The following is a 16900-nucleotide window of genomic DNA, read 5'->3' as shown; positions in this document are numbered from 1 at the left end:
GTGCTGCCCCGGCCAGTCCGGGCAGCGCGTGGCCGGCCCGCGTGCCCGAGGGCGCGCTGCTTTCCCAACTGGATTCTTCGTCGATGAACCCCTTTGCGTTGTCTCGCCGCGCCGCCCGTGGTGCGGCCATTTCGCTGTGCGCCGCCGTGGTCGCGCCCCTGGCCATGGCCCAGGCCGCGGTTGGCGCGTCGCCGCCTCATGATGACGACACCCCGACGCTGGCCGACGTCACCGTCACCGGCACATCGCCGGGCGCCGCGCAGGCCGCGCCGCCCGCCGCCCGCCTGGCGGGCGAACAACTGCTGCTGAAGTCGAATGCCACCCTGGGCGACACGCTGAATGGCTTGCCCGGCGTGGCCAGCAGCTACTTCGGCCCCCATGCGGGGCGACCCGTGATGCGCGGCCTGGACGGCGATCGCGTCCGCATCCTGCAGAACACGGGCGCCAGCGTCGATGTGTCGGCGCTCAGCCCCGACCACAACGCGCCCATCGACCCGCTGGCGGTGGAGCGCATCGACGTGCTGCGCGGGCCGGCCGCGCTGCAGTACGGCGGCAACCCGATGGGCGGCGTGGTGAACCTGGTCGACAACCGCATTCCGACCGCGCCCATCAACGGCTTCACCGGCCGCGCAGACACGTCCTACGCCACCGGCGGCCGCGAAGGCGCCGCCGCGGCGCTGCTGGAAGGTGGCACGGACCGCTATGCGCTGCACGTCGACGCTTTTTCGCGCGGCAGCGGCGACGTCGCGGTGCCGCGCGCATTGGCCTGCGGCAAGCCCGGCGCGCCTGCGCTGGCGTGGCGCATCTGCAATTCGGCCAACCGCGCGCAGGGCGGCGCCGTGGGCGGGTCGGTGTTTTTCGACCGTGGTTACCTGGGCCTGTCCGCAGCCAGCTACCGCAGCGACTACGGCACCGTGGCCGAAGACGCCGTCACCATCGGCATGCGTTCGACACGGCTGGCGCTGGAAGGCCTGGTGCGGCTGCCCGACGGCTGGGTTGAGAGCCTGAAGGGCCAACTGAGCCATGGCGACTACCGCCACACCGAATACGAAGGCGCCGACCCCGGCACGGTGTTCATCAAGCGCGGCACCGACTTGCGGCTGGAGGCACGCCACCGCCCGCTGGGCGCCCTGAAAGGCGTGTGGGGCTTGCAGTGGGAGGGTGCGCGCCTGTCCGCCCAGGGCGAAGAAGCCTTCGTGCCGCCCAGCCGCACGCGCGCGGCGGCCCTGTTCGCGCACGAAGAACTGGCCACCGGCTGGGGCCAGCTGAGCTTTGCCGCGCGCGCCGAACGGGTTCGCGTCAGCTCGCCCGGCAGCCCTGATGTAGACCGCTTTGTGCCGGGCGACCGCGTCTTCACGCCCGCCAGTGCGGCGCTGGGCGCGCTGGTGCCCGTTGCGCCGCAGTGGCACCTGACCGGCCACCTGGCCCACACCCAGCGCGCGCCCAAGGACTACGAACTGTTCGCCAACGGGCCGCACGTGGCCACCGCGGCGTGGGAAACCGGCAACCCGGCGCTGTCGCCGGAAAAGTCGACCAGCGTGGAGGTGGGCGCCAAGTGGCAGGACGGGCCCCATCGCTTCGCCATCAACGCGTTCGCCGCCTATTTCTCCAACTACATCGCCCTGATGGGCACCGGCCGTACCGTGGGCGAGGGCGACAAGGCGCTGCCCGAGTTCGCCTACACCGGCGTGCGGGCGCGCTTCATCGGCATGGAGGCCAGCGGCACCGTGCGCCTGTGGGGCGAGTCCGGTGCGGCAGGCCGTTCGACGGCGTCGGTGCTGGATCTCGACCTGCGCGGTGACCTGCTGCGCGCCACCAACCTGAGCGCGGGCCAGCCGCTGCCGCGCATCGCGCCCGCGCGCATCGGCGCCACCTTGCGCTGGGCACAGGGGCCGTGGGGCGCGCGCATCGGTGTCGACCACGCGGCGGCGCAAAACCGCGTACCGCTGGGCGACCTGGCCACGGGCGCGTACACGCTGTGGAACGCGGCCGTCACCTATCGCCAGAAACTGGGCCAGGCGCAGCTTCAGTGGTTCGCGCGCGTCGACAACCTCACCGACCGCCTGGCCTACAGCGCCACGTCGGTGCTGACGACCACGGCGTTCCCGAAAGCGCCGCTGCCGGGTCGCAGCGTGCGCCTGGGGGGTGCAGGCGTTGTTCTGATTCGGTCGTGGGCGAGGGCGGCGCGAATGAGGGATATCTGGCCGTAGCGCTTGACAGATAAGCGCAAAATGCTATTGATAATATAGCTGGCCGCCTTCCGCTGCACCACGCTCTCGACGCGAGGTCGTTCGGCGACAATGCCTTGCACGGCGCCGTCACTGTTCTGCTGTTCAGTGGCCAGTGGCCGTTGCCGTGGTGACCGCCTCATGAATTCACAACCCCCCACACCGACCCGCCACTGGCGCGGACTGGACGGTCTGATTGCCGCCTGCGCGCTGGCGATTTTTTTGGCGGCGGTCGCGCTGAGCGTCTGGCTGTGGCGCGGCGGCCAGCGCCCGCTGCTGCTGGCGCCCGCCATCGGCGAACTGAGCGACTGCCTGGAAATGGCGCCGCCGCACGCGCCGCTGGAGGCCGCCTGCACTGGCGCGCAAGGCTCGGCCGCCGCGCGCGTCGAATCGACGCTGCAGGCGCTGGGGCCGCAGCGCAGCGCCGACGGGCGCTTCGAGATGGGCTACACGCTGCTGGTGCCGCTGCTCAACCTGTTCGAGCCGCAGGGCAACGGCTGGGCGGTGGATGCGCAGGCGGTGCGCCGCATCGCCAACACCGTGCAGGGCGTGCAGCGGCCGGTGGTGCTGTACCTGTTTTCGACCCACTTCTCGGAAAGCGCGCCCATCGAGCCGGTGCTGGCGCAGGATGCCGCCAACCTGGCCCACACACCGCAAGGCCCGCTGCCGGTCGAAAAATACATGGGCTGGCCGCTGTACCCGTGGAGCATCGCGCGCACCGACAACGCCGTGACGCAACGGCGCGACGAGGCGATTCGCGCCGTGGTCGACGGGGTGTGCGCGCTGCCCGCCGCCGCGCGGCAGCGCATTGCCGGCGTCAACCTGCTGGGCGAAGTGCACCACCTGTACCCGGACTTCGAGGCCGGCATGGGCTACGGCCGGCCGTATGTGCTGACCGACTACTCAGACACCTCGCGCGCGGGCTTCCGCGACTTTCTGCGCCAGCGCTTCGGCAGCGTGGCGGCGCTCAACGCCTATCTGGGCGGTGCCAGCTTTGCGTCGTTCGACGCGGTCGAACCGCCGTCCAGGGACATCCGGCGCGAGCGGCTCGACCATTTCTGGCAGCACATCGACGATGCCGCCGCCGGCACGCTGGCCGTGGGCGGCTGGGCGCACGATGCCGCGCTGCCCGCCGGTGCAACGCCGTGGGTGCGCGTCTACCTGGACGGGCAGGAAGTCGGCCGCGTGCCGGCCCGCTTCGTGCGGCAGGACGTGGGCGATGCGCGGCCTGAACTGGGCACCGCCAAGGTCGGCTGGCGCTACGACCTGCGCTTTGCCGACCAGTCGCCGGGCCTGCACCGCCTCGACATCGCGCTGGAAGGCGAGGGCGGCCGCCTGCGCCACCTAGCCACGCGCCACGTCGCCGTCATGGCGCGCGACCAGGCCACGCCCACGCCCGTGCCGGTGCGCCAGCCGCTGCCGCCGATGGCCGCGCCGGGCGCGCAAGTGCAGTTCTGGATCGACGCGCCGCAGGACCAGCGCGCCGTGTTCTACAACCCCTTGGTGCCGCTGTGGCACGCCTTCCGCGGGCAGCAGGTGGTGCGCTACCTGGCGCATTTCGACCGCCTGCTGGCCGGCACCTGCCTGGCCGATGTGCCGCGCCGCACACAGCAGATCTACCCGGCCGAGAAAGCCGGCTGGGACGGCACGCGCTTCGCGTCCGACGCCTCGCTGCTGCCCTTCGGCCAGGTGCAGCTGGGCATCAACCTGTATGGCGAGGCGACCTACGACGACTCGTTCTTCGACTGGCTGGCCCGGTCGCGCCAGCCCGGCTACAGCGTGACCGAATTCCACCCGCTGCGCGCCATGGACGCCGCCGAACTGCGCGCCGTGCTGGACCGCCACCGCGCCCACGGCGCCCGCACGTTCTCCTTCTTCGTCCACCCACCGCCAGCGACCGGCGCACGCACCGAGCCGCCCGTCAACCCCTTCGCGCTGGACCCCGCCAACGCACGGCATGGTTCGGATGCCCTGTATCGCGCGATGCAGCGGGTGATGGGGCGGTGATCCGGGCGCCTCACTTCAAGTCCAAAAACCGGACGCGAAGGACGCGAAGGGTGCGCGAAGGACGCGAAAGAACAGCCAAAAAAGGGCTTCAAAAATCGTCATTCCCGCGAAGGCGGGAATCCACACGTGCGTGGCACGTGCGCTGCGGTGGATGCATGGATTCCCGCCTGCGCGGGAATGACGATGAGAGACGACGAGCGCGGTCAGGTCGCGTTGAGATCGACAAGACCCTTGTTCCTGAATTTCTGGCGCCGCAAGCGCGCAACTTTTCAATACAAAAAGCCGCCAGCGCCCGTTGGTCAAGCGCAACCAGCTATAAAAACAGGAGCTTCCACACCTCGCTCCCACCACTGCGGGAGCCTCACCCCCGGGCTGCGCAGCAAGCCCGCTTCCCGCGGCCGCGGAGCAGGCCACACGCGAACGCCGCGGAGCGGGCTTTGCCCGGCCGCCAGCGTTGTCCCCCTGGGGGATGGCGGCCGCAGGCCGACTCAGGGGGGACTTACTTCGTCCCAAAGATGCGGTCCCCCGCATCCCCCAGCCCCGGCAGGATGTAGCCGTGGTCGTTCAGTTGGCGGTCGATGGCGGCGGTGTAGATCGCCACATCCGGGTGCGCGGCGTGCAGTGTGGCAATGCCTTCGGGCGCGGCCAGCAGGCACAGGAACTTGATCGAGCGCGGGCCGGCGGCCTTCAGCTTGTCGATGGCCGCCACCGCCGAATGGCCGGTGGCCAGCATCGGGTCAACCGCGATCACGTCGCGTTCGGCCATGTCGGCGGGCATCTTGTAGTAGTACTCGATGGCCTGCAGCGTCTCGGGGTCGCGGTACAGGCCGACGTGGCCAACGCGCGCGTTCGGCACCACGCGCAGCAGGCCGTCCAGCATGCCGTTGCCCGCGCGCAGGATGCTGGCAAACACCACCTTCTTGCCGTCGATCATGGGGCTCAGCGTCTTTTCCAGCGGCGTCTCGATCTCGACCAGCTGCGTGGGCATGTCGCGCGTGACTTCGTACGCCATCAGCATGGCCAGCTCGCCCAGCAAGGTGCGGAAGGTGGTGCTGCTGGCGTTCTTGTTGCGCATCAGTGTCAGCTTGTGCTGCACCAGCGGGTGGGTGACGTGGTGGACTTGCGGTGTCATGGTTGCTATTGATTAAGTAGCTGATTGCGCAATGGGGACAAGCGCTGGGGGCTAATCAGGTTTATCGCCGCTTGCCGCCCAGCAGGCTGCCGAGCGCGCCGCGCAGCAGCTCGCGGCCCATGCGGCGCATCTCGCCCTTGACCACGTTCTGCACCAGGCCGTCGTACTGGCCCCCGCGCGGGCCGGTGCGGCCGAACATGGCTTCCTTGACCACGTTGCCGACCTGGCCCAGCAGGCCACCGTCCTGCGGCGCGGGCGCTGCACCACCGGGCTGACCTGGGGCGCCGGCACTGCCCTGAGCGCCGCGCTGGGCCAGCATTTCGTAGGCCGATTCGCGATCGACCGTCTGTTCGTACGTGCCGGCCACCAGCGAGCTCTTGACGAGGTCGGCGCGCTGCGCGTCGGTGATGGGGCCGATCTGGCTGCCGGGCGGGATGACGTACACGCGCTGCGTCACGCCGGGCCGGCCTTTCTCGTCGAGGAAGCTGACCAGCGCCTCGCCGGTGGCCAGCTCGGTGATGGCGGTCTCGATGTCCAGGTTGGGGTTGCCGCGCATGGTTTCGGCCGTGGCCTTCACGGCCTTCTGGTCGCGCGCGGTGAAGGCGCGCAGCGCGTGCTGCACGCGGTTGCCCAGCTGCGCCAGCACGGTGTCGGGCACGTCGATGGGGTTTTGCGTCACGAAGTACACGCCCACGCCCTTGCTTCGGATCAGCCGCACCACCAGCTCGATGCGCTCCAGCAGCACCTTGGGCGCGTCGTTGAACAGCAGGTGCGCCTCGTCGAAGAAGAAGGCGAACTTGGGCTTTTCGGGGTCGCCGATTTCGGGCAGCCGCTCGTACAGGTCGGACAGCATCCACAGCAAAAAGGTGGCGTACAGGCGCGGCGACTGCAGCAGCTTGTCGGCACTCAGGATGTTGATGACGCCCTTGCCCGACACGGTCTGCATCATGTCGTCCAGGTTCAGCATCGGCTCGCCAAAGAACTTGTCGCCGCCCTGGCTTTCCAGCGTCAGCAGCCCGCGTTGGATGGCGCCGATGCTGGCGGTACTGACGTTGCCGTACTGCGTGGTGAAGTTCTTCGCGTTGTCGCCCACGTAGGTGAGCATGGCGCGCAGGTCCTTCATGTCCAGCAGCAGCAGGCCGTTGTCGTCGGCGATCTTGAAGACCAGGTTGAGCACGCCGGCCTGCGTCTCGTTCAGGTCCAGCATGCGCGACAGCAGCAGCGGGCCCATGTCGCTCACGGTGGCGCGCACCGGGTGGCCCTGCTCGCCGAACACGTCCCACAGCGTGGTGGGGCAGGCCATCGGCTCGGGCGTGGGCAGGCCGCGCTCCTTCAGGATGCCGGCCAGCTTGCCGCCGATGCTGCCGGGCTGGCTGATGCCGGTCAGGTCGCCCTTCACGTCGCTCATGAACACCGGCACGCCGATGGCGCTGAACGATTCGGCCAGCTTCTGCAGCGTCACCGTCTTGCCGGTGCCGGTGGCGCCGGTGATCAGGCCGTGGCGGTTGGCCAGGCCCGGAAGGATGAAGCACTGGATGTCGCCGTGCTGGGCGATGAGGATGGGATCGGCCATGTCAGGGTGCGCGTGGGGTGCGAAAAGTAGAATGATCTGATTATCCCGATAGTCAAGTCAGAGGCAGAGAGTTATGGCGGGTCACAGCAAATGGGCCAACATCCAGCACCGCAAGGGCCGGCAGGACGAAAAGCGGCAACGCATCTGGACCCGCGTGGTGCGCGAAATCATGGTGGCAGCGCGCACCGGCGGCGGCGACCCGGCGGCCAACCCGCGCCTGCGCCTGGCGATTGAAAAGGCCAAGGCCGCCAACATGCCGGCCGACACCGTCAAACGCAACATCGACAAGGCCACCGGCAACCTCGAAGGCGTGAACTACGAAGAAATCCGCTACGAAGGCTACGGCATCGGCGGCGCCGCCGTCATCGTCGACACCATGACCGACAACCGCGTGCGCACCGTGGCCGAGGTGCGCCACGCCTTCAGCAAGTACGGCGGCAACCTGGGCACCGAAGGGTCGGTGGCGTTCCAGTTCAAGCACGTCGGCCAGCTGTTCTTTGCGCCGGGCACCGATGAAGAAAAAGTGATGGAAGTCGCGCTGGAAGCCGGCGCCGACGACGTCATCACCGACGACGACGGCGCGATCGAAGTGCTGACCGATCCGGCGCAGTTCGAAGCCGTCAAAGCCGCGCTGGAAGCCGCCGGCCTGACGCCCGAGCTGGCCGAGGTGACGATGCGCGCCGAAAACAACATCGACCTGGCCGGCGAAGACGCCGCCCGGATGCAGAAGCTGCTGGACGTGCTGGAAGACCTGGACGACGTGCAGAACGTCTTCCACAACGCCAACGTGGAGGAAGCGTGAAGCTGGCCGTGCTGGCCACGCTGTGGCTGGCCGGCTGCGGCGGCGGCAGCGAGGTGGCCTGGTGCTTCAGCGGCGGGGCGGTGTCGGCCGGATTCAACGCCGCCCAATGCGCGCCCCAGCCGGCGGCCAGCAAGGCGCTGGTCGAGCGGCACACGGACGTCATTCCCGCGAAGGCGGGAATCCATGTGCATCAACCATGAAGCAGCCTGCCGTGTACATCCCGGCGAACGCGTTTCACGGGACTTTGTACATCGGCGTGACGTCTCATCTGGCGCAGCGCATCTGGCAGCACAAACAGGATCTTATCGACGGCTTCACACGCAAGTACGCCTTGCATCGGTTGGTGTATTTTGAGCGGCACGCTGACATGACCCACGCCATCACGCGCGAAAAGCAGCTTAAGAAGTGGAACCGCGAGTGGAAAATCCGGTTGATCGAACAACCCTCTGCCCAGTGGGCCGGCAACCCGCACTGGCAGGACCTATACGATGAAGCGTTGGGTGGTGCGCAAACGCATGGATTCCCGCCTTCGCGGGAATGACGGCTTTTTTGCGTTGACCCTTGGTAGAAAACACTCCTCATGAAAATTCTCGTCATCGGCGGTGGCGGCCGTGAACATGCGCTGGCCTGGAAGCTGGCGCAATCGCCCAAGGTGCAGCAGGTCTATGTCGCGCCCGGCAACGGCGGAACGGGTACGGCGCCCAACCTGAAGAACGTGCCCATCACCGACTTGGGCAAGCTGCGCGACTGGGCGCTGGCCGAGAAGATCGCGCTGACGGTGGTCGGGCCAGAGCAGCCGCTGGCCGCGGGCGTGGTGGACGACTTTCGCGCCCATGGCCTGCGCATCTTCGGGCCGACCAGGGCGGCGGCGCAGCTGGAAAGCTCCAAGGCCTTCAGCAAGGACTTCATGAAGCGCCACGGCATTCCGACCGCGGCGTACGAGACCTTCAGCGATCCGGCGGGCGCGCACGCCTACGTGGACAGGATGGGCGCGCCCATCGTTGTCAAGGCCGATGGCCTGGCAGCCGGTAAGGGGGTTGTGGTGGCTGCTACCAAAGATGAAGCGCACGCGGCCATCGACGACATGCTGGGCGGCAACACGCTGGGCGTGGCGCACAACGCCGGTGGTGCGCGCGTCGTGATCGAGGAATTCCTGCAGGGCGAAGAGGCCAGCTTCATCGTCATGTGCGACGGCAAGAACGTCGTTGCCATGGCCAGCAGCCAGGACCACAAGCGCCTGAAGGACGGCGACCAGGGCCCCAATACCGGCGGCATGGGCGCGTATTCGCCCGCGCCGGTGGTTACGCCGCAGGTGCACGCACGGGCCATGCGCGACGTCATCCTGCCCACGATTCGCGGCATGGACAAGGACGGCATTCCGTTCACCGGTTTTCTCTACGCCGGCCTGATGATCGACGGCGAGGGCAAACCCAAGACGCTGGAATTCAACACCCGCATGGGCGACCCCGAGACGCAGCCGATCATGATGCGGCTGAAGTCCGACCTGGTGGACGTGATGATGGCCGCCACGTCCGGCAAGCTGGACGAGGTGGAACTGCAGTGGGACCGCCGCGTGGCGTTGGGCGTGGTGCTGGCGGCCGGCGGTTATCCGCTGAATCCGAAGAAGGGCGATCTGATCACCGGCTTGCCCAAGCCGACCGACGAGGTGGTGGTGTTCCACGCCGGCACGGTGGCCGAGGGCGATCAAGTCAGGACGTCGGGCGGGCGCGTGCTGTGCGTGACCGCGCTGGCCGATTCGGTCAAGCAGGCGCAGGTCAAGGCGTACGACGCGGCGCGCGGCATTCACTTTGACGGCATGCAGTATCGGCGCGACATTGGCCACCGGGCGATGAAATGACGTTCCCCCTGAGTCGCCTGCGGCGCCTTCCCCCTGAGGGGGACAACGCCAGTGGCCGGGCCAAGCCCGCTCCACGGCGTTCCACCGTGGCCTGCTCCGCGGCCATTGCACGTGGCCTGCTGCGCGGCCTTTGCAAGAGATGAGGGTGTGAATGGCGGACATTGAGACGAACCTTGTACGCGACTATCTCGTCGGTCTGCAAGCACGCATCACCGACACCTTCGAATCGCTCGATGGGCAGGCGAAGTTCCTGACCGACGCGTGGACCAAGCCGCCGGGTGAGGCGCTGCAGGGCGATGGCATCACCAAGATCCTGGAAGGCGGCGCGGTGTTTGAGCGCGCGGGCGTGGGTTTTTCGCACGTGCGTGGCCCCAAGCTGCCGCCCTCGGCCACGCAGCACCGGCCCGAGCTGGCCGGCGCGCCGTTCGAGGCCATGGGCGTGTCGCTGGTGTTCCACCCGCTCAATCCCTACGTGCCCACGGTGCACATGAACGTGCGCATGATCGCCGCCGGCGACCCGGGCGCCGAGCCGGTGTGCTGGTTTGGCGGCGGCATGGACCTGACGCCGTACTACGGCTTCGACGAAGACTGCACGCATTTCCACCGCGTGTGCCGCGATGCGCTGGCGCCCTTTGGCGACGACAAGTACCCGCGCTTCAAGCGCTGGTGCGACGAGTATTTCTTCAACAAACACCGCAATGAGCCGCGCGGCATCGGCGGCATCTTCTTCGACGATTTTTCAGAAGGCGGCGCGGCCAACGGCTTTGCGCTGATGCGCTCGGTGGGTGATGCGTTTCTGGATGCGTACGTCCCCATCGTGCAGCGCCGCGTCGGCATGACCTGGGGCGAGCGCGAGCGTGAACACCAGCTGTACCGGCGCGGCCGCTATGTCGAATTCAACCTGGTGTGGGACCGCGGCACGCATTTCGGCCTGCAGTCGGGCGGGCGCACCGAATCGATCTTGCTGTCGATGCCGCCGCTGGTACGTTGGGCATACCAGCATCAACCGCTGCCGGGCTCGCCCGAGGCGGCGTTGACCGATCGCTTCCTGAAGCCGCGGGACTGGGTTTGAACGCGCCGCTGCAACGCATCGGCCTGTTCGGCGGCGCATTCGATCCGCCGCACAACGCGCACGTGGCGCTGGCGCGCGCCGCCATCGACGAGCTGCGGCTCGACCGCCTGCACATCGCCCCCCACCGGCGACGCCTGGCACAAGACGCGCGCCCTCAGCCCGGCCGCCGACCGGCTGGCCATGTGCCGGCTGGCCTTTGCCGATGTGCCCAAGGCCTTCGTCGACGACCGCGAACTGTTGCGCCAGGGCCCCAGCTACACCATCGACACGCTGACCGAACTGCGCGCCCAATACCCCGGCGCCGCGCTGTTTCTGCAGATCGGGGCCGATCAGGCCGCGGCCTTTCATACCTGGCGGCGGGCCGTTGATATCGTGCAGATTGCTATCGTATCAATAGCTGTCCGCGCAGGTCTGTCGGGCGCTGAAGGCTTGTTCAACCCTCAAAACCCCTTGCCCGGCCTGCCGCCCGACCCGGCGCGTGTGCGGGTGCTGAGCCTGCCCCCCCATGCCGCACAGCGCCACCGACGTGCGGCGCCGCGTGGCGGCGGGCCAGCCCATCGATGATCTGGTTGCGCCCGCCGTCGCCGGGTATATTGCCAGCCACCACCTCTACCAAACCCCAGCCTGATGAGCGAATCCGCCGCCAAGAAAGACATCCAGAAACTCCAGCGCGCCATTGTCGATGGCCTGGAAGATGTCAAAGCCCAGGACATCCGCGTGTTCAACACCGAGCACCTGTCGCCCCTGTTCGAACGCGTGATCGTCGCCAGCGGCAGCAGCAACCGCCAGACCAAGGCGCTGGCCGCCAGCGTGCGCGACAAGGTGCGCGACGGGGGCTTTGCCAAGCCGCGCATCGAGGGCGAGGAAAACGGCGAATGGATCATCGTCGACTGCGGCCCGGCCGTGGCGCACATCATGCAGCCGCCGATCCGCCAGTACTACAACCTGGAAGAAATCTGGGGTGAAAAGCCGGTGCGGCTGAAAGGCCCCGCCGCCCGCGTGGCCGCCAAGCGCGCGGCCAAGGACAAGGCCGCTGCCGACAAGGCCGCCGCCAAACCCCGCAAGCCCGCCGCCGAGCAGGCCGCCGCCACGCCGTCCGCCGCCCGCAAGTCGCCGGCCAAGGCGCCGGTGAAGAAGTCAACGGCCGGCACGCCCGCCAGGAAGACGGCTGCCCGCAAGGCCGTGGCCAAGGCGCCCGCGCGCGCGGCAGCCGGCGCAGGTGCCACGCGTGCCCGCCCGGCGACGCCGCGCAAGCGCAGCACGTCGGAGGCGCTGCAGACCGTGGTCGTCAACAAGCCTTCGGCGCGCGGCGCGGCCAAGAGCGCTGCGGCGCCGGCGCCCCGGAGCGCGGCCCGCGCACCGGCCAAGGCGCCCGCCAAAGCCGCTGCGAAGACCGCCAGAAAGCCGGCCCCGCGCACCGGCCGCTGATCGGCGGCCATGAAGCTCGCCGTCGTCGCCGTCGGCCTGCGCGTGCCCGACTGGGCGCAGACCGCGTGGGACGATTACGCCAAGCGCTTTCCGCCCGAACTCAAGATCGAGCTGAAGGCGGTCAAGACCGAGCCGCGCGTCGGCGGCAAGACGACCGATCAGGTGCGCGTGGCCGAGCGCCAGCGCATCGAGGCCGCGGTGCCGCGCGGCTGCCGCGTGGTGGCGCTGGACGAGCACGGCACGTCGCTGACCACGGTGGCGCTGGCCGCGCGCCTGCGCCAGTGGCAGATGGCGGGCGACGACGTCGCGCTGCTGATCGGCGGGCCGGACGGGCTCGATCCGCTCCTGCTGCAGGCGTCGGACGAGCGCATCCGCGTTTCCGACCTGACGCTGCCGCACGCCATGGTGCGCGTGCTGCTGGTCGAGCAGTTGTACCGTGCGTGGTCGGTGAACGCAGGGCATCCCTATCACCGAGAATGAGGGCGATGGGCGAGCCCGCGTCCCACCCCGCCCCATGATCTACCTCGCCTCGCAAAGCCCGCGTCGTCGCCAGTTGCTGGACCAGCTGGGCGTGCGCTACACGCTGCTGCTGCCCGACGATGCCGACGCCGCCGAAGCGCTGGAAGCCGTGCGCCCCGGCGAGGCGCCGGCCGCCTACGTGCGGCGCGTCACGCGCCTCAAGCTCGACGACGCCGTGCGGCGCCTGCGCGAACGCGCGTGGCCGCCCGCGCCCGTGCTGTGCGCCGACACCACCGTGGCGCTGGGCCGCGACATCCTGGGCAAGCCGGCCGACGCCGCCGACGCCGCGGCCATGCTGCGCCGCCTGGCCGGCGCGACGCACCGCGTCATCACCGCGGTGGCGGTGCAGGCGGGCGATGCGCGGCACGAGGCCGTGAGCGATTCGCGCGTGCGCTTTGCGCCGCTGGACGAGCGCGACATCGCGGCCTACATCGCCGGTGGCGAATGGGAAGGCAAGGCCGGTGCCTACGCCATTCAGGGCCAGGCGGCGGCCTTTGTCGAACACATCAGCGGCAGCCACAGCGGCATCGTCGGCCTGCCGCTGTTCGAAACCGCGCGGCTGCTGCGGCAGGCCGGCGTGCTGCGCGATGCGTGACCGTTTGCGATACCTTTGGGGCTCCAGCGCACGCCCATGCTGCGCAGAAAGCTATTGAAAATGCAGCAAGATATTCTCATCAACTGGTCGCCGCAGGAAACGCGCGTGGCGGTCGTCGAGCACGGCGCGGTGCAGGAAGTGCACGTCGAGCGCGCGCTGGAGCGCGGCCTGGTCGGCAACATCTACCTGGGTAAGGTGGCGCGCGTGCTGCCGGGCATGCAGTCGGCATTCATCGACATCGGGCTGGAGCGCGCCGCCTTCCTGCACGTGGCTGATCTGTGGCAGAAGCCGCTGGAAGGCGAAAGCTTGTCGGCCAGCCGCGCCGCCACGCCGCTGCGTCCCATCGAAAAGCAGGTGTTCGAGGGCCAAACGCTGATGGTGCAGGTGGTCAAGGACCCCATCGGCACCAAGGGCGCGCGCCTGTCGACGCAGGTCAGCATTGCCGGGCGCATGCTGGTGTTTCTGCCGCAGGACGATCACATCGGCGTGTCGCAAAAGATTCCGGCCGCGTTGCGCGACGAATTGCGCGTGCGGGTGCAGGCCCTGGCCGCGGTGGGCGTGGAAGGCGGCAAGACGGGCGGCTTCATCCTGCGCACCAATGCCGAGGACGCGTCCGACCAGGAACTGGCCGAGGACATCGCCTACCTGCGCAAGGCGTGGTCGCGCATCCGCGACGCCGCCAGCCGCCAGCCGCCCGCCAGCCTGCTGCACGAAGACCTGAACCTGCTGCAGCGCGTGCTGCGCGACCTGGTGGGCGAGCGCACGCAGACCATCCGCATCGATTCGAACGAGCAGTTTCACGCGCTGATGGCTTTTGGGCGCGAATTCATGCCCGCCGCCGCGGCGCACCTGCAGCACTACAAGGGCGAGCGGCCGATCTTCGACCTGCATTCGGTCGACGAGGAAATCACGAAGGCGCTGGGCCGCCGCGTCGACCTGAAATCGGGCGGCTACCTCATCATCGACCAGACCGAGGCGCTGACCACCATCGACGTCAACACCGGCGCCTTTGTCGGTGCGCGCAATTTCGACGACACGGTGTTCAAGACCAACCTGGAAGCGGCGCAGGCCATTGCGCGCCAGCTGCGCCTGCGCAACCTGGGCGGCATCATCCTGGTCGACTTCATCGACATGGGGCAGGCCGAGCACCAGCAGGCGGTGCTGGCCGAGTTCCGCAAGCAGCTGGCGCGCGACCGCGTCAAGACGCAGGTGGGCGGCTTCTCGCCGCTGGGGCTGGTGGAGATGACGCGCAAGCGCACGCGCGAATCGCTGGCCCAGTTGCTGTGCGAGCCATGCGACCAGTGCCAGGGCGCCGGACGCGTGCGCACCGCGCGCACCGTGGCCTACGACGTGCTGCGCGAGATCCTGCGCGAGGCGCGCCAGTTCGACCCGAAGGAATTCCGCGTGGTGGCTGCGCCGGCCGTGATCGACATGCTGCTGGACGAGGAAAGCACGCACCTGGCCGGCCTGTCGGACTTCATCGGCAAGCCGATTTCGCTGCAGGCCGAGGGCGCCCTCGGCCCGGACCAGTACGACATCGTGTTGCTTTGATCCCCCCCTGTGGCGCCTGTGGCGCCTTCCCCCCGGAGGGAGGGGGGACAACGCTGGCGGGCGGGCCAAGCCCTTCCGCGGCGTTCTGGCGGGGCCTGCTCCGCGGCCTTTTAGGGTGGCTTGCTGCGCAGCCACTGGTTTTTTGTTAGATCGGTCGCTGGCGCTTTTGGGGTAAGCGCATGCAGCTATTTATTTTGTAGCTTCAGTGGCTGGCCGGGGCGGGCGGCGTGTGGTTCAGGCGGGCGTACAGGCCGCCAGTCGCCACCAGTTGCGCGTGCGTCCCCTGCTCGACGATGCGGCCGTGCGCCATCACGACGATGCGGTCGGCGTGTTCGATGGTGGACAGGCGGTGCGCGATGACGAGTGTGGTGCGCCCGGCCATGGCGCGCGTGATGGCCTGCTGCACCAGGCGCTCGCTTTCGGTGTCCAGCGCCGACGTCGCTTCGTCCAGCAGCAGCACGGGCGCGTCCTTGTACAGCGCACGGGCAATCGCCAGGCGCTGGCGCTGGCCGCCCGACAGCTGCGTGGCGTTGTGGCCCAGCAGGGTGTCGATGCCTTGCGGCAGCGTGGCCACGTGCGCGGCCAGGTTGGCGTCCTGCAGGCATTGCTGCACGCGGTCGCGGTCGATGGTCGGCGCGCCCAGCGCCACGTTGGCGGCCACGGTGTCGTTCAGCATCGTCACGTCCTGGCTGACCAGCGCGAACTGCGCGCGCAGCGCGGCCAGCGGCCAGGTGGCGATGTCCGTGCCGTCCAGCAGTACCTGGCCCGACGTCGGCAGCACGAAGCGCGGCAACAGGTTGACCAGCGTGCTCTTGCCCGAGCCCGACGGCCCGACCAGCGCCACGGTTTCACCCGCCGCCACGTGCAGGCTCAGGTTGTCGATGGCCGGCGTGGCGCCTTCGGCATAGGTGACGGTGACGTCGCGCAGCGCCAGTTCGCCGCGCGCGCGCGGCACCGGCGCGGCGCGGTCGGGCGGGCCGGCTTCGGGCTTCACCTGGTCCATCAGGTCCAGCCCGCGTTCCAGCGCCGCCAGCCCACGCGTGATGGGGCCGACCACGTCGGTCAGCCGGCGCAGCGGCTGGATCAGCATCAGCATGGCGCCGATGAACGACACGAAGCCGCCCACCGTGATGCCGCGCCCGGTGCTGCTCTGCCCCTGGTGCAGCGCGATGCCGATCACCACCGACAACGCCACCGCCGCCGCCATTTGCGCCAGCGGCATGGCCCCCGCCGAGGCGCTGGTCGCCTTGATGGACAGGCTGCGCAGCGACCGGCTGAGCGCATCGAACCGGCTGGCCTGCTGCGCCTGCGCGCCGTGCAGGCGCACCACGCGGTGGGCCAGCACGTTTTCTTCCACCACGTAGGCCAGTTCGTCGGTGGTGCTCTGCGACATGCGGGTGTAGCGGTACATGCGCTTGGACATGGTGCGCATGATCAGCGCGACGATGGGCACCAGCACCAGCACGATCAGCGTCAGCGACCAGTTAAGGTACAGCAGGTAGGCCATGAGCGCAATGACCGAGAAGCTGTCGCGCCCCAGGTTCAGCAGCGACTGCACCAGCATGGTGGTGCCGGTCTGCACCTCGTAGACGATGGTGTTGGCCAACTGGCTGGCGCTCTGGCGCGCAAACAGCGACAAATCGGCGCTGAGCAGGCGGTCGAACAACTGCCGCCGCAGCTTGACCATGCCTTCGTTGGCGATGCGGGCCAGGGCGTACTGGCTGCCAAAGTGCGCAATGCCGCGCAGCGCGAACAGCCCCACGATGGCCACCGGCACCACCCAGATCGGCAGCGTGCCCTGCGTGAAGCCGTCGTCCAGCAGCGGCTTGAGCAGGGCCGGCACCGAGGCTTCGGTCAACGCGCTGATCAGCGTGCCCGCCAGCGCGATGACCCAGCCCAGCCGGTATTCCCGAAAGTACGTCCATAGCCGGGCCAGGCGCATGCGCAGCGGCTTCTGCGCGGAGGGAGAGTCGGGCGGCTGGGTGCGGGGGGCGTTCATCGGCAAGGCGGTGCGGGCGGCCGGGCGATTCTACGAAGCGGCCTGGCTCAGGGAACTTATGCGCCGGCGCGCCCACCAATTCACAGATTGAAACGGCGCCACAGTCAAGCTTGTTACCATTGCCGGAGTCTATCGA

The 16900-nt window shown here is 68.9% G+C and carries 14 protein-coding genes and 1 pseudogene; 12 read left to right on the top strand and 3 right to left on the bottom strand.

Annotation, left to right across the window (positions count from 1 at the left end; all coding sequences use genetic code 11):
* The first annotated feature begins 83 nt into the window (after positions 1–83).
* Together R0D99_RS12320 and R0D99_RS12315 are read left to right on the top strand one after the other, a co-directional pair.
* On the top strand, positions 84–2210 hold the full coding sequence (locus tag R0D99_RS12320) for a TonB-dependent receptor (RefSeq protein ID WP_317748477.1): 2127 nt from the start codon (positions 84–86) through the stop codon (positions 2208–2210).
* A gap of 159 nt (positions 2211–2369) precedes the next feature.
* On the top strand, positions 2370–4235 hold the full coding sequence (locus R0D99_RS12315) for a hypothetical protein (RefSeq protein ID WP_317748476.1): 1866 nt from the start codon (positions 2370–2372) through the stop codon (positions 4233–4235).
* A gap of 499 nt (positions 4236–4734) precedes the next feature.
* On the opposite strand, the gene upp is transcribed toward R0D99_RS12315, so the two are convergent.
* Positions 4735–5367 (bottom strand): uracil phosphoribosyltransferase, encoded by a 633-nt coding sequence (gene upp, locus R0D99_RS12310; protein WP_317748475.1) that lies wholly within the window; start codon positions 5365–5367, stop codon positions 4735–4737.
* A 61-nt stretch (positions 5368–5428) separates the two neighbouring features.
* Positions 5429–6940, bottom strand: coding sequence for a DUF853 domain-containing protein (locus R0D99_RS12305; RefSeq protein ID WP_317748474.1), 1512 nt, complete (start codon positions 6938–6940; stop codon positions 5429–5431).
* A 73-nt stretch (positions 6941–7013) separates the two neighbouring features.
* Here R0D99_RS12305 and R0D99_RS12300 point away from each other — a divergent pair, with 73 nt between their 5' ends.
* The 10 genes and pseudogenes from R0D99_RS12300 to rng all read left to right on the top strand — a co-directional run bounded on the left by R0D99_RS12300 (position 7014) and on the right by rng (position 14765).
* A complete protein-coding gene (locus R0D99_RS12300) occupies positions 7014–7742 on the top strand; it encodes a YebC/PmpR family DNA-binding transcriptional regulator (RefSeq protein ID WP_317748473.1) in 729 nt (242 codons plus the stop codon).
* Complete coding sequence (locus R0D99_RS12295) at positions 7739–7942, top strand: hypothetical protein (RefSeq protein WP_317748472.1); 204 nt, start codon at positions 7739–7741, stop codon at positions 7940–7942. The genes R0D99_RS12300 and R0D99_RS12295 overlap by 4 nt, the downstream gene beginning before the upstream one ends.
* Positions 7939–8283: a GIY-YIG nuclease family protein gene (locus tag R0D99_RS12290; RefSeq protein ID WP_317748471.1), complete on the top strand. Its 345-nt coding sequence runs from the start codon at positions 7939–7941 to the stop codon at positions 8281–8283. The genes R0D99_RS12295 and R0D99_RS12290 overlap by 4 nt, the downstream gene beginning before the upstream one ends.
* 39 nt (positions 8284–8322) lie before the next feature.
* Positions 8323–9600 carry a phosphoribosylamine--glycine ligase gene (purD, locus tag R0D99_RS12285; protein ID WP_317748470.1) on the top strand — a complete coding sequence of 426 codons (1278 nt, stop codon included), beginning with the start codon at positions 8323–8325 and terminating at the stop codon, positions 9598–9600.
* Positions 9601–9751: 151 nt separating this feature from the next.
* Positions 9752–10672, top strand: coding sequence for an oxygen-dependent coproporphyrinogen oxidase (gene hemF / locus R0D99_RS12280; RefSeq protein ID WP_317748469.1), 921 nt, complete (start codon positions 9752–9754; stop codon positions 10670–10672).
* A gap of 62 nt (positions 10673–10734) precedes the next feature.
* A pseudogene (locus R0D99_RS12275) lies at positions 10735–11236 on the top strand (nicotinate-nicotinamide nucleotide adenylyltransferase).
* 63 nt (positions 11237–11299) lie between these two features.
* Entirely contained in the window at positions 11300–12100 is an 801-nt protein-coding gene (gene rsfS / locus R0D99_RS12270) for a ribosome silencing factor (RefSeq protein WP_317748467.1), read from the top strand.
* A gap of 9 nt (positions 12101–12109) precedes the next feature.
* On the top strand, positions 12110–12580 hold the full coding sequence (gene rlmH, locus R0D99_RS12265; RefSeq protein ID WP_317748466.1) for a 23S rRNA (pseudouridine(1915)-N(3))-methyltransferase RlmH: 471 nt from the start codon (positions 12110–12112) through the stop codon (positions 12578–12580).
* 34 nt (positions 12581–12614) lie between these two features.
* Positions 12615–13214, top strand: coding sequence for a Maf family protein (locus tag R0D99_RS12260; protein ID WP_317748465.1), 600 nt, complete (start codon positions 12615–12617; stop codon positions 13212–13214).
* A 60-nt stretch (positions 13215–13274) separates the two neighbouring features.
* On the top strand, positions 13275–14765 hold the full coding sequence (rng, locus tag R0D99_RS12255; RefSeq protein ID WP_317748464.1) for a ribonuclease G: 1491 nt from the start codon (positions 13275–13277) through the stop codon (positions 14763–14765).
* Positions 14766–14967: 202 nt separating this feature from the next.
* On the opposite strand, the gene msbA is transcribed toward rng, so the two are convergent.
* Positions 14968–16764: a lipid A export permease/ATP-binding protein MsbA gene (msbA, locus tag R0D99_RS12250; RefSeq protein ID WP_317748463.1), complete on the bottom strand. Its 1797-nt coding sequence runs from the start codon at positions 16762–16764 to the stop codon at positions 14968–14970.
* Between the last annotated feature and the right edge of the window lie 136 nt (positions 16765–16900).

It is taken from the genome of Ottowia sp. SB7-C50, assembly GCF_033110285.1.
In the GTDB taxonomy this organism is placed as follows: domain Bacteria; phylum Pseudomonadota; class Gammaproteobacteria; order Burkholderiales; family Burkholderiaceae_C; genus Ottowia.
Note: the sequence above shows the minus strand (reverse complement) of the source record. Positions and strands in the feature narration are given on the sequence as shown.

Coding starts and splice junctions, on each gene's coding strand:
- R0D99_RS12320 (WP_317748477.1), top strand. CDS start 84: ATGAACCCCTTTGCGTTGTCTCGCCGCGCCGCCCGTGGTGCGGCCATT.
- R0D99_RS12315 (WP_317748476.1), top strand. CDS start 2,370: ATGAATTCACAACCCCCCACACCGACCCGCCACTGGCGCGGACTGGAC.
- upp (WP_317748475.1), bottom strand. CDS start 5,367: ATGACACCGCAAGTCCACCACGTCACCCACCCGCTGGTGCAGCACAAG.
- R0D99_RS12305 (WP_317748474.1), bottom strand. CDS start 6,940: ATGGCCGATCCCATCCTCATCGCCCAGCACGGCGACATCCAGTGCTTC.
- R0D99_RS12300 (WP_317748473.1), top strand. CDS start 7,014: ATGGCGGGTCACAGCAAATGGGCCAACATCCAGCACCGCAAGGGCCGG.
- R0D99_RS12290 (WP_317748471.1), top strand. CDS start 7,939: ATGAAGCAGCCTGCCGTGTACATCCCGGCGAACGCGTTTCACGGGACT.
- purD (WP_317748470.1), top strand. CDS start 8,323: ATGAAAATTCTCGTCATCGGCGGTGGCGGCCGTGAACATGCGCTGGCC.
- hemF (WP_317748469.1), top strand. CDS start 9,752: ATGGCGGACATTGAGACGAACCTTGTACGCGACTATCTCGTCGGTCTG.
- rsfS (WP_317748467.1), top strand. CDS start 11,300: ATGAGCGAATCCGCCGCCAAGAAAGACATCCAGAAACTCCAGCGCGCC.
- rlmH (WP_317748466.1), top strand. CDS start 12,110: ATGAAGCTCGCCGTCGTCGCCGTCGGCCTGCGCGTGCCCGACTGGGCG.
- R0D99_RS12260 (WP_317748465.1), top strand. CDS start 12,615: ATGATCTACCTCGCCTCGCAAAGCCCGCGTCGTCGCCAGTTGCTGGAC.
- rng (WP_317748464.1), top strand. CDS start 13,275: ATGCAGCAAGATATTCTCATCAACTGGTCGCCGCAGGAAACGCGCGTG.
- msbA (WP_317748463.1), bottom strand. CDS start 16,764: ATGAACGCCCCCCGCACCCAGCCGCCCGACTCTCCCTCCGCGCAGAAG.